This is a genomic window from Meridianimarinicoccus sp. MJW13, assembly GCF_014901205.1.
Taxonomy (GTDB): Bacteria; Pseudomonadota; Alphaproteobacteria; order Rhodobacterales; family Rhodobacteraceae; genus Meridianimarinicoccus.
Genome location: NZ_JACNMU010000006.1, coordinates 308,234 through 320,075 on the forward strand (window position 1 = coordinate 308,234; position 11,842 = coordinate 320,075).

Here is an 11,842-nt window from a genome sequence, read left to right on the forward strand (position 1 = left end):
GAAGGAAAGATCCCATGACTCTCCACAGCCTCCGTGCGGGCCTTCTGGCCACCACATTGCTGGCCACAAGCCTTGGTGCTGCCCAGGCCGCCACCTACATGCGCGGCAACAGCGGCGATCCCGAGACACTGGATCAGCACAAGACTTCGACCACCGTCGAGGCGCATATCATGCGCGATCTCTACGAGGGGCTGGTGATCTACGACAACAAGGCCAAGGTCGTGCCCGGCGTTGCCGAAAGCTGGGAGGTCAATGAGGACGGCACCGTCTATACCTTCAAGCTGCGCAACGATGCGAAATGGTCGAACGGCGATCCGGTGACCGCGGGCGATTTCGTGTTCTCGCTGAACCGCATCATGGATCCCGCCACCGGCGCGAAATACGCCAACATCCTCTATCCGATCGCCGGGGCCGAGGCGATCAACAAGGGCGAAGGCGGTGAGTTGGGCGTCAAGGCGCTGGACGATCACACGCTGGAAATCACCCTGGCCCAGGCCACGCCCTATTTCCTGGAACTGCTGACTCACCAGACCGGCCTGCCGCTGCATCCCGGCACGGTCGAGGCGCATGGCAAGGACTTCGTGCAGCCCGGCATCATGGTGTCCAACGGCGCCTTCACGCTGGAAAGCTTCACCCCGAACGACAAGATTGTCCTGACCAAGAACCCCAACTTCCACGATGCCGCCAACGTGGCGCTGGAAGCGGTGCACTATCTGCCGTTCGAAGATCGCGCCAACTGTGCGCGCCGCTTCGAAGCCGCCGAAGTGCAATCCTGCGATGACATTGCCACCGAGCAACTGCCCGACCTGACCTCGCGACTGGGCGACCAGGTGGTGGTGACGCCCTATCTGGGCACCTATTACTACGGTCTGAACACCGCCCGCGATCCGATCAGCGATGTACGCGTGCGCCAGGCCCTGAGCATGGTCATCGACCGCGAGTTCCTGGCCGAGGAAATCTGGGGCGGCGCGATGCTGCCGGCCTACAGCCTGGTGCCGCCGGGCATCTCGAACTACGTCGACGAGCCGCCGATGCTGGATTACGCCGATCTGCCGATGCTGGATCGCGAAGACGCCGCCATCGCGCTGCTGGCCGAAGCGGGCTATGGCCCCGACAATCCCATCGAGATCGAGATCAGCTACAACGCCTCGGAAAACCACAAGAACACGGCGACCGCCATCGCCTCCATGTGGGAACCGCTGGGGGTCTCCGTGGCCTATAACGTGCGCGACATCTCGGCCCACTACGCCATGCTGCGCGACGAGAAAAGCCATGACGTCGCCCGCGCGGGCTGGATCGGCGACTATTCCGATCCGCAGAACTTCCTGTTCCTGAACCGTGCCGACAACCCCGGCTTCAACTACGGCAACTACAACAACCCGGACTACGACGCGCTGCTGGACAAGGCTGCGGGCACCGTCGATCTGGCTGAACGCGCCGCGATCCTGGCCGAAGCCGAGGAACTGTTCCTGCGCGACCTGCCGCAGATGCCGCTGCTCTACTACTCCTCGATGAACCTGGTCTCCGACAAGCTGCAAGGCTGGGAGCCGAACATCCAGGACGTGCACGGCTCGCGCTTCATCTCGATTTCCGAGTAATCCCTGAAACCCTCCCGGCCGGAGATGTTCCGGCCGGGGTCCGACGGGAAGCGATTTCATGTTCAGATATGTCCTGCGCCGGCTGCTGGGGGCGATCCCGACCCTGCTGCTGATCATCACCGGGTCTTTCTTCCTGATGCGCGTGGCGCCGGGCGGCCCCTTCGACCGGGAGCGCACGCTGGAGCCGACGGTGATGGAAAACCTCAACCGGGTCTTTCACCTCGACAAGCCGCTTTATGAACAGTTCTTCTACTATCTTGGCAACCTGATGCGCGGGGACATGGGGCCGTCGTTCATCTATCGCGACTTCACCGTCGCCGAGCTTCTGGCCGCCGGTCTGCCGGTGTCCATGAAACTGGGGGCGCTGGCGCTGCTGCTGGCCCTGGTCATGGGCGGCGTTCTGGGCTGCATTGCGGCGCTGCGCCAGAACACCTGGATCGACTATGCGGTGATCGCCACCGCCACCTTCGGCATCACGGTGCCCAACTTCGTGCTGGCCCCCCTGCTGGCGCTGATCTTCGGTGTCTGGCTCAGCTGGCTGCCGGCGGGCGGCTGGAACAACGGAGCGGCCCCGAACCTCGTCCTGCCCGTGATCGCCCTGGCACTGCCACAAGTGGCGGTGGTCGCACGCCTGATCCGCGGCGCGATGATCGAGGCCTTGCGATCGGACCACGTGCGCACCGCGCGCGCCTATGGCCTGCCCACAAGGATGATTGTCATCACCCACGCCCTGCGCGCCGCCTGCCTGCCCGCGGTCAGCTATCTGGGTCCGGCGGCGGCGGCCCTGCTGACCGGCTCCATCGTGATCGAACAGATATTTGGTCTGCCAGGGATCGGCCGGTATTTCGTCACCGGCGCGCTGAACCGTGATTACACGCTGGTGATGGGCACGGTCATCATCGTGGCGGTCTTCGTGGTGCTCTTCAACCTGATCGTGGACATTCTCTATGCCGCACTTGACCCGCGAGTCCGTTATGATTGATCGCACGCCTGTGGCCCGCCCTTCGCCGCCTCCGGCGGGAGTATTTCAGCCAAGAAGAAAGCATGTCTGGCTACATTGTCCGGTGTTTCTTCTTGGCAAAAATACTCAAACCCGACACCGCCGCACCGGCCACGGCATGACTGGAGGCCCGCATGGCTGACACCACCATGGATATCTCCGCCCCCAGCCGCTCGCTTTGGGCGACGGCCTGGCTGCGGCTGCGCAAGAACCATGCCGCCATGGCTTCGATCTGGATCCTGGTCTTTCTGCTGCTGGCCGGGATCTTTGGGCCGATGGTGGCGCCGCATGACTATTCCAAGGTCTACCCCGAATTCGTCAAGGTACCGGCCAGCCTGAAGGCCTATCCGCGCGTCGATACCGTGATCCCGGCGGCCGAAAAGGTTCTGACTCGCGCCCGCCTGGCGCCGGAGGAGATTTCGGTCGAGGGCAACACTCTGCGTGTCACCGCCACGTCGCACCGTGAGATAGATCCGCGCGTGACGCGCTATGTGGATCGCTCCAACCTGTTTTCCAACGCGCGGGTTGTCGAGATGTCGCCCGACGGCACCTCGGCGGTGATCGAGGCGGATGTGGCGCGCTATCACTTCTTCTTCGGCACCGATGCCAATGGCCGGGATCTGCTGTCGCGGGTTCTGATCTCGGTGCGGATTTCCATGTTCATCGGGGCGCTGGCCACCGGGGTGTCGCTGCTGGTCGGTGTTGCCTACGGTGCGGCGGCGGGCTATCTGGGCGGGCGGATTGATGCGATGATGATGCGGGTGGTGGATATCCTGTATTCCCTGCCCTTCATCTTCTTCGTGATCCTGCTGGTGGTGTTCTTCGGGCGCAACGTGATCCTGATGTTCATTGCCGTGGGCCTGGTGGAATGGCTGGACATGGCGCGGATCGTGCGCGGGCAGACCATCTCGCTGCGACAACGCGAATTCGTGCAGGCGGCGGATGCCCTGGGCGTCGGGTCTGCCGGCATCCTGCGTCGGCACATCATTCCCAACACGCTGGGTCCGGTGATCATCTACATGACGCTTCTGGTGCCCAAGGTGATCCTGCTGGAAAGCTTCCTGTCGTTCCTGGGGCTGGGGGTGCAAGAGCCGCTGACCTCGCTGGGCGTGCTGATCTCGGAGGGCGCCAAGGACATGCGCGGTGCGCCCTACATGCTGCTGTGGCCGTCGCTGACCCTGACCGTGCTGCTGTTTGCCCTGAACTTCCTGGGGGACGGGTTGCGCGATGCGCTGGATCCCAAGGATCGCTGACCCCGTGTGAACTCTGCCGCGCCGGTCAGGGGCGCCGCGCAGGAAAAGGCCCGCCAAGCTGATGCTTGGCGGGCCTTGTCACATTGTCAGGCCTTGCGGCGCCTGAGCAGGCGCAAGGCTCCCAGCCCGCCCAACAGCAACAAGGCCGCCGGGGGCAGCGGCACGGGCGCCGTGGGCGGCGTACCCGGAGGTGCGGTGCCGGGGAAGCTGGCCGCGATGGAGAACGGCGCCCCCACGATGGAGTTGAAGCCACCCAGCGAGAAGATCTGGTTGAACAGATCCACGCGCGCCCAGTCGGGCTGGATCGGGAAGTTGAAGTCCAGAATTGGCCCGAAGCTTGCCGCCAGCGGACCCACATTGATGCCCCCCAACCCGATCAGGGCCTCAAGCTCGATCCCGAACTGCAGGGCCAGTTTGCTCATCAGTTGCGCGGTGAGCGAGAACGTCGGTGTGACCGTGACGTCCGAAAAGAGCGCGATACTCGGAAGGTTGTTCCAGGACCCGGTCCAACTGCTGATCGCTTTCACTATCGGGATGGTCGTTGTGCAGTATTTGGGTTTAGGGCTGGTGATCGGTCCGGTGAACCCACATATATACGGAATGGTCTGCACATCTTGGGCCAGGACCGGGTTGTCGAACTGCAAGGTCACGTCCAGTCCGGCCATCAGGTCAAAATCCTGTACCAGGTCGATCGTCGGCCCAGCGTTGACGTCAAAGGCCTCCAGCGTCGCCGCAGCGTTCAGGGCCGCAGGTCCGAAGGTCACGGACGCCCCCCCGGGCGGCACGGTCGGATTGATCAGATTGGTGATCCCGTCAAGATCGAGGTTGATGTCCAGCAGGGTTCCCGTTCCACTGGCCGAGATCTTGTTGTTGGCCAGGGACCCTGTGAAATCCAGATTGGGAAACCCCACCACGCCATTGGCCAGTTCGATCAGCGGTGGCGCCGGCGTTTGCGGCGACCCTATTACCGGGGCAATCTGAATGCCATTGACCGTAACGATGGCCGGAGAGCTTTGCGGCGTCACCGGAATGCCCTTGAACAACTGGGTGTTGGCACTGGCCACTGGAAACGCAAGTTTCAGGGTGCCGGTCGGATCGATACGGCTGAGGACCCCGTCGATGAATTTCACCTCGGTGTTGTCGACCGACAGAAGTTCGATGGTTTCATCCACATCGACCAGCGTTGTGCTGCCGGACGTGCAGTTTCCGGTCAGGCAGGCTTCGCCGCTGGCATCCACCTTGACATCCAGAATGCCGTTGATCGCGGCCGAGATGCCGGGGGACACCGCATTGATCTCGCCCCCCACAAGGGCCGAGGTCGAACTGCCAAGCTGAAAGAAGGTGCCGGCCGTCACCTGATCGGGAATAACGGCACTGGCGGTGAAATCGACATTGGGAGTCACAGATCCGGCCGTGGCCGCATAGCTGAATTCAACCCCGACCTTGCCGTCCACATCCACGGTTCCGGTCGTTCCGGTCTTGCCGACGGTTATGGTTGGAGATGACGTGGGCGGTGTAGGCGCCGTTGGGGCGGGCGGCTCCGATGGCGAACCAAGTTGGCATAAAGGACCCAAGGTATCGCGGCAGGTATCGTAAGCGACTTTTGCAGCGTCATAGGCCGGCAGCGTAACGTTGTTGTGGGTCCACAGCAGACCCAGATAGACGCCATAGGCCGTGTCGTAAGCCGCCTTTTCTGTAACATACAACGGGTTGGGAATATCGGTTGGCGGGGTCATGAAGCCCAGGGTTGCGGTTTCGTCAAACGAATGACTGAAGACCTGCTTTCCGCTCAACTGTTGCGCAGGGCCAGTGCCCCACGCGCTTTGTGCGCCGGATGTACTGAACTGCAAGACACCGGGACTGTAGGTTGCGGCAGACAAGGGACTTGCCAAGATTGCCACAAAAGTCGTGCAAACAAGCAAATGTTTCATGAATTTACGCCTCCAAGCAAAAAAATTGCCGTCACGTTAACCATAAAATATGCATATTTTCAATACTGGTTTTTTGCCTGAGGAGAATTCCTCAACCTGAAGGACACCGATTCGACGTTCCGCGGAAGACGCGTTTGGCCTGCGGTCACGGGTTTCCTTGATGTCGTGCTTGACCTGAACATCCGCCTGCTTCAGCGTTTCGAAGAGAGAAATCAGGGAAACTGACTCAAGCGGAGGCCCGCGTGTCCCAACAGCCAATTCTGGAAATCGACGATATCCACGTCAGCTTTGATACGCCGGACGGAATGGTCGAAGCCGTGCGCGGCGTGTCCATGACCATCGACCCGGGTGAAACCGTGGCGGTGGTGGGCGAAAGCGGTTCGGGCAAAAGCCAGGTGATGATGGCGGCCATGGGGCTTCTGGCCTCGAACGGCCATGCGACAGGGGCTGCGCGCTATCATGGTGAAAACCTGCTGGGCAAAAGCAAACGGCAGTTGAACAAGATCCGGGGCAAGCATGTCACCATGATCTTTCAGGAACCGATGACCTCGCTCGATCCGCTCTATACCATCGAGCGTCAGATCAGCGAACCGTTGACGGTGCATGGTGGCCTGTCGCGACGGGCGGCCTCGGCCCGCGCACTGGAGTTGCTGGAACTGGTGCAGATCCCGCGTGCGAAGGAACGGCTGAAGGCCTATCCGCATGAATTGTCCGGCGGCCAGCGGCAGCGGGTGATGATCGCCATGGCGCTGGCCAACAACCCCGACCTGCTGATCGCGGACGAACCGACCACCGCGCTGGATGTGACCATTCAGGCAGAAATCCTGGGCCTTTTGGCAGAGCTTCAGGAAAAGATGGGCATGGCGATCCTGTTCATCACCCATGATCTGGGCATCGTCGAGGCGTTTGCCGACCGGGTCTATGTGATGCGGGCCGGTCAGGTGGTGGAACACGGCCCAGCCGCTCAGATCTTCTCGGCCCCGCGCGAGGATTACACGCGGATGCTTCTGGCCGCGGAACCCGAGGGCCGCAAGGCGCCGGTGGACGACAGTGCCGAAACCATCCTGTCGGCCGAAGACGTGGGCATCACCTTTGGCGGCAACCGCAATTGGCTGGGCAAGGCCAGCCCCGGCGTCGCCGCCGTCAAGGGCGTCTCGCTCAGCCTGCGCACGGGGGAAACCCTGGGCATCGTCGGGGAAAGCGGGTCGGGCAAATCCACCCTTGGCCGCTGCCTGTTGCAACTGCTGCCCGGCGAAGGCCGCGTGGTGTTCATGGGCGATGACATTTCCGGTCTCGACCGGGCGCAGATGCGCCCCTATCGCAAGACCCTGCAGATGGTGTTTCAGGATCCCTATGGCTCGCTCAGCCCGCGCATGACCGTGGGCGAGATCATCACCGAGGGGCTGCTGGTGCACGCCCCGTCGATCTCGGCCAAGGAACGGGATGCGCGTGCCAAACAGGCGCTGACCGAGGTCGAACTGGACCCGTCGGTGCGCAACCGTTTCCCGCATGAATTCTCGGGCGGCCAGCGCCAACGTATCGCCATCGCCCGCGCGCTGGTGCTGCATCCGACCCTGATCGTGCTGGACGAGCCGACCTCGGCGCTGGACCGTTCGGTCCAGAAGTCGATCATCGCCCTGCTGCGCGACCTGCAAGCGCGCTATGGCATGAGCTACATCTTCATCAGCCATGATCTGTCAGTCGTGCAGGCGTTGTCGGATCGGGTGATGGTGATGAAGGACGGTGATGTGGTCGAGGCCGGCCCGACCGCGCAGATCTTTGACGCCCCGCAGACCGACTATACCCGCCGCCTGATGCGCGCGGCCTTCGATCTGAAGGCGGTACTGGCGGAACGCGCGCGGGCCTGAATCCGGCCAAAGAAAAAGCCGCCCCCCCTGGGGGCGACCTTGCCGTGTCGGGACAAGCGGATCAATCAGCGCGGGCGCGCCGTCCGGCAACCCCCAGTCCGACCAGGCCCGCCAGCAACAGGGGCAGGCTTGCAGGAAGTGGGACCGGCGTCATGCCATCGGGGCCGAGCCCGTCCACCGTGTAGAACCTGACCCAGCCGGCGGCATAAGGCCATCAACATAGCCTACTGGGTGACTTGCAATGAGTGTGTCGCCATCCAGCCTGGCCAGCGAGGCGATCACGACCGGCCGTGTCCCGTACGTAGGGGCGTCCGTTGAATACAGTGTACCGTCTTTCAACACACTGTCTTCGAAGTAGACTGTTGTTTCTTCTTGGTATGGGCGGCCGCCGGAGATGTCGCGCGTTTCCAGAAGATTGCCTGCCGCATCGTAGACGTAGGACGCACTGTTGGATCCGATGACGATCTTGTCACCGACAACATCCATGTACACGCCAAAGCTGTTTGATGCCGTTGGAGTCGGCTCGAACAGCGTCTTCAGTAGATTTCCGTCGGTGTCGTACAGATAGACGGCTCCGCCGCCCGTGGTGGCCGCCTTGTCGTTGGGGGCCCCGACGAACCAGCTGTCCCCGACTAGCCCCATGGTTTCACCGAAGTTCGGCAGTTTCTTGAGGGTCGGCGCATGGACCGTGGCGGCAACGCTGCCATCGAAGTTATAGAGAAAGGCGATTCCGGATTTGTTCCGTCCATCGTTCTTGAAGTTGACGCTGGCCAAGGCGGCATGGCTTGTGCCCAATGCGATGGTCTCGGCACGCAAATTGTTAAGATCCAGCGGCACAAGAAAGGACTGCAGTTGGCTGCCTGCGTAATCGTACAGGAAGGCTGAACCGTTGTCGTGATTGTGGCGACTGGCCCCGATCAACGCCAAACCGTCCAGCATTTCTATGGTATAGCCCAAACGATCGCCGTGACTTGGAGGCTCCAGTGTCGCCTCGTTGACCAAAGTCAGGGATGCCGACTGTGCGCCGCCTGCCAGTGAAGCAAGGCATGCGGAAAAAACGAAAGGAAGAATCCTCATTCCTGTCTCCAATAAGTTTGTCATTCTATTATCAAGTGAGGGAAAACAACTTCAGGCTGTTTGGCAAAGCGAAGACCGGTCCTGTCCCCAGTTTTTTGGGTACCCTGAATCCGCGCTGTTTTTTCAGGCATTTGCCCCGGACCGACCCGGTGGGTTTCCAGACCCTGACGCAATGTTAAATCGCTCGACAGGGCGGCGTTAACCATGTCACCCTCGCGCCATGTGGCGTAAACTTCTGATCCTGCCGGGGGTACTGGCCTACACCCTCCTGCTCTACTGGATGTTCACCCTGGCGTTTCCCTTCCTCGTGGACGGGATCGAGCGTGTCCGCTCCACGATCAATGATGCGCGCGGCAAGTCCGGGCTGATCTTCGTGGAAAGCCCCGAGGTCTATACCCGGCAACGGCTGGTCAACGACCGCTACCGGCAGGACGCCTGGTTGCGCGGCAAGCTGGATGAAATCGATGCCGATGGCAGCAGCTTCATCGACCAGCGCGTCAGCCGGATTCTGGAAACCAACGCAAACATCAATCTCAGTGCGGCACCCGGTGGGAAAGCGGCAGCACCCGACGCCGCCGCCACGCCCAATCAGGTCACCATCAACATCCCCGAAACGGAAGAGATCCCCTTCCGCGCCAGGTTTGAACTGCAATCGGCGGCGCGCGACAAGATCCGGCAGTTGATCCTGGAAAACTCGCTGGATGATCGGCACGACCTGTCGGGCAACACCGTCTTCGGGCTGAAGTTCGACACCGCGGTTCTGCCCGGCACCAAGGCCACGCTCAGCCCCACGGTGATCGTGCGCATGTCGTCGAACCCGCTGGAATTCCTCACCCGGTCGCCGGCGGAACTGGCCCAGCATTTCGGACGCGTCTACGATCCCGAGAAAGAGGCCCGACTGGCCCAGCAGGATCGCGCCGACCTGGAAATTCTTGATCGTCTCGACACCCATTTCGACGCCTGGCGCGACAGCGTCGAACAGCGTTTGAACGAGCACAAGGGCGACGAGGCCGTCCTGTGCCAACGCCCCCGCGAGGAGATCGCGATCGAACTCAACCGCCCGCTGTGCAATCAGAACGGCACGCTGTCGGCGGCGGGAAGGTGGGGATTGCGGCAGGCCTTCGGCGAAACCGCTGCGGTCGATGACTCGCTCTACTTCGTGCTGCGGATGCCGCGCCGCGAAATCACCCTGGGCGACAGCTATCTCGGCCTGATGGAGGATGAAGCCTCGGGCTTTTGCCTGCTGCAGACTGCCGAGGGCAAGGATCCCAGTGTCGCTGAATTTCTGGAAAGCCGGATCGGATTTGCGAACCGGTTTCAACTGCCCGACCCCTGGGGACGGATGTTCGAAGTGCGCGTCACTACGCGCCCCGATACCGGGCCCGAGATTTGCGGCGCGTCGGTGGACCTGACGCTGGACGGGCTGGAAGTGCCGCTTGTCTTTGTCGATCAGGCGCTGGCGCCCGAGGATGAGCAGATCTTCCTTGGATCGGGCTGGCGGCCTGTGGATTGCCAGACGGATCGCTGCCTGTCGGGAACATCATCTGTCTGGGCGCAGTTCCGCGAGGAATCCCGCGAGGCGCGCGACGCGGTGGGCGCAGCCCTGGACACACCGACCTTGAACGCGCTGACGGATATGGCGACCAATGTTGCCGACACCGAAGACTCTCCGTCCCAATTGTGCTTTCTCAATATCGCCGAGAACGAGCCGTGGTTCTTTATCGGCAGCAGCGCGCCCCCTGAGATGAAAAGCCGCTGCTTTTCCGGCGAGGCCCTGTATTTTCGGCTGGGGGCCTTCAGCTTCCTCAAACGCATGACGCAGGTCGAAAGCTACACCTATGCCGCCTTCCCGCGCGGCGACGTCAGCGGCGTGGTCAGCGAAACTGGCGAACGGCAGGCACTGACCGGCGGATTGAGCGGCCTGCCCAACCTGGGTGCCGCCCTGTCCTTCGGCCTGCAAGAGCAGGAGCGCAGCGTCGAGGCCCGCCCCAGCCTGATCAATTTCGCTTCGGGCGAAGGACGGCGTGGCGATGTGGATGACGCTTCCAAGATCTTCGACTTCGGCTGGTCCATCGTCAAAGAGGGCATCAAGAAGCCGATGATCGCCTCGCAACTGGTGCTGGTGTCTGTGCCTGCCTATCTGGACCAGCTCGAGCTGGAAATCTGGAAGGGATTCCTCGACATCGACCGGGTGCCGCTGAACCGCGAAGCGTACAACACCGCGACCCTTGATGAACGCATCTCGGCACTGATGCCCAGCTTTGAGAAACGCACCGTAACCCTGAAGCTGCCGCCCGATTACCCGGCCCTGGACGGCGTGGTGTTTTCGACCAGCCTTGTCAGCGGACCGCGGATCAAGACGTCCCGGCTGCAGATCTGCTACGGGGTGCGGGAAAGCGGCGATCTGACCATCGCCATCTCGGGCGAACGGCTGTGGCGCTCCACTGTGGTCACGCTGGACGGGATCAAGGCCAACCGGATCGAGGTGATGCCCGACATGCGCGGGATCCTGGCCCATTTCGAAGGACTGCCCGTGGCGACCGGAGACGACCCGGCACGGGTCAAACGCCTTCTGGAAGTCTGGACCAGCGAGGGGCGCGACAAGCAGTCGGTGCGGATCGCGCACAATCCGCGTGTCGATGCCTGCGTGCTGGAAGACGACTGACGTCTAGCGAATGATCTTGCCCGGCGCGCCATTGCAGGTGCAAAAGCCATTGATCGGCTTCGGCGAGACCGTGCATTCGCCGCGGGGCGTTTCACACACGGTGCCATAGGATTGCGACAACCGGTCCGTCGAATACCCGTCGCGGGTCGGGGTTGCGGGGGCGGCCTGCGGCACAAGACCGGCGGTCGACGCGGTTTCCATGGCAAGTGGTGCCACGCTGCTGCCGACACGATCCTCGCTGACGAGGGTGAAGGTGCCGACGGCAAGGACGACAAGGCCGGCCAGGGCCAAAATGGGGCGGGACATGAGTTTCTGCTCCAGAATCTATGGTCCGGGGTTCTCCCGATACGCTGCTCTTGACCCAATATAGGCGATCGTCAAGCAATTGTCCGCCCCTTGCGGAATGAACCCTAACGCCGGGCAAGCAAACGCCCCGACTGTTGCCGGGGC

Annotated in this window: 9 protein-coding genes; 5 read left to right on the forward strand and 4 right to left on the reverse strand. The window is 62.2% G+C overall.

Going from position 1 to position 11,842, the window contains the following annotated elements:
- Window positions 1-14: 14 nt before the first annotated feature.
- The 3 genes from H8B03_RS13090 (at window position 15) to H8B03_RS13100 (ending at window position 3,851) form a co-directional block, all read left to right on the forward strand.
- Window positions 15-1,598 carry a peptide ABC transporter substrate-binding protein gene (locus H8B03_RS13090; protein ID WP_193142312.1) on the forward strand — a complete coding sequence of 528 codons (1,584 nt, stop codon included), beginning with the start codon at window positions 15-17 and terminating at the stop codon, window positions 1,596-1,598.
- 58 nt (window positions 1,599-1,656) lie between these two features.
- On the forward strand, window positions 1,657-2,580 hold the full coding sequence (oppB, locus tag H8B03_RS13095) for an oligopeptide ABC transporter permease OppB (RefSeq protein WP_193142313.1): 924 nt from the start codon (window positions 1,657-1,659) through the stop codon (window positions 2,578-2,580).
- Between the two features lie 152 nt (window positions 2,581-2,732).
- Window positions 2,733-3,851 (forward strand): ABC transporter permease, encoded by a 1,119-nt coding sequence (locus H8B03_RS13100; protein WP_193142314.1) that lies wholly within the window; start codon window positions 2,733-2,735, stop codon window positions 3,849-3,851.
- A gap of 86 nt (window positions 3,852-3,937) precedes the next feature.
- Here H8B03_RS13100 and H8B03_RS13105 read toward each other — a convergent pair whose 3' ends face one another.
- Window positions 3,938-5,587: a hypothetical protein gene (locus tag H8B03_RS13105; protein ID WP_193142315.1), complete on the reverse strand. Its 1,650-nt coding sequence runs from the start codon at window positions 5,585-5,587 to the stop codon at window positions 3,938-3,940.
- A 437-nt stretch (window positions 5,588-6,024) separates the two neighbouring features.
- Here H8B03_RS13105 and H8B03_RS13110 point away from each other — a divergent pair, with 437 nt between their 5' ends.
- Window positions 6,025-7,650 (forward strand): ABC transporter ATP-binding protein, encoded by a 1,626-nt coding sequence (locus tag H8B03_RS13110; RefSeq protein ID WP_193142316.1) that lies wholly within the window; start codon window positions 6,025-6,027, stop codon window positions 7,648-7,650.
- 61 nt (window positions 7,651-7,711) lie between these two features.
- Here the strand turns inward: H8B03_RS13110 and H8B03_RS19215 are convergent, their stop codons facing one another.
- Window positions 7,712-7,804, reverse strand: a complete 93-nt coding sequence (locus tag H8B03_RS19215) for a VPLPA-CTERM sorting domain-containing protein (RefSeq protein WP_193142317.1) — start codon at window positions 7,802-7,804, stop codon at window positions 7,712-7,714.
- The gene (locus H8B03_RS13120) at window positions 7,801-8,727 is read right to left on the reverse strand and encodes a hypothetical protein (protein ID WP_193142318.1); all 927 of its coding nucleotides are present in this window, start codon (window positions 8,725-8,727) and stop codon (window positions 7,801-7,803) included. The genes H8B03_RS19215 and H8B03_RS13120 overlap by 4 nt, the downstream gene beginning before the upstream one ends.
- 220 nt (window positions 8,728-8,947) lie before the next feature.
- Between H8B03_RS13120 and H8B03_RS13125 the strand changes: the two genes are divergently transcribed.
- Window positions 8,948-11,392: a hypothetical protein gene (locus H8B03_RS13125; RefSeq protein ID WP_193142319.1), complete on the forward strand. Its 2,445-nt coding sequence runs from the start codon at window positions 8,948-8,950 to the stop codon at window positions 11,390-11,392.
- Window positions 11,393-11,395: 3 nt separating this feature from the next.
- On the opposite strand, the gene H8B03_RS13130 is transcribed toward H8B03_RS13125, so the two are convergent.
- On the reverse strand, window positions 11,396-11,698 hold the full coding sequence (locus tag H8B03_RS13130; RefSeq protein WP_193142320.1) for a hypothetical protein: 303 nt from the start codon (window positions 11,696-11,698) through the stop codon (window positions 11,396-11,398).
- Window positions 11,699-11,842 lie beyond the last annotated feature (144 nt).

Bases quoted from the DNA above. Each gene is read 5' to 3' on its own strand.
- H8B03_RS13125 (WP_193142319.1), top strand. From the start codon at position 8,948: ATGTGGCGTAAACTTCTGATCCTGCCGGGGGTACTGGCCTACACCCTC.
- H8B03_RS13105 (WP_193142315.1), bottom strand. From the start codon at position 5,587: ATGACCCCGCCAACCGATATTCCCAACCCGTTGTATGTTACAGAAAAG.
- H8B03_RS13130 (WP_193142320.1), bottom strand. From the start codon at position 11,698: ATGTCCCGCCCCATTTTGGCCCTGGCCGGCCTTGTCGTCCTTGCCGTC.
- H8B03_RS13100 (WP_193142314.1), top strand. From the start codon at position 2,733: ATGGCTGACACCACCATGGATATCTCCGCCCCCAGCCGCTCGCTTTGG.
- oppB (WP_193142313.1), top strand. From the start codon at position 1,657: ATGTTCAGATATGTCCTGCGCCGGCTGCTGGGGGCGATCCCGACCCTG.
- H8B03_RS19215 (WP_193142317.1), bottom strand. From the start codon at position 7,804: ATGACGCCGGTCCCACTTCCTGCAAGCCTGCCCCTGTTGCTGGCGGGC.
- H8B03_RS13090 (WP_193142312.1), top strand. From the start codon at position 15: ATGACTCTCCACAGCCTCCGTGCGGGCCTTCTGGCCACCACATTGCTG.
- H8B03_RS13120 (WP_193142318.1), bottom strand. From the start codon at position 8,727: ATGAGGATTCTTCCTTTCGTTTTTTCCGCATGCCTTGCTTCACTGGCA.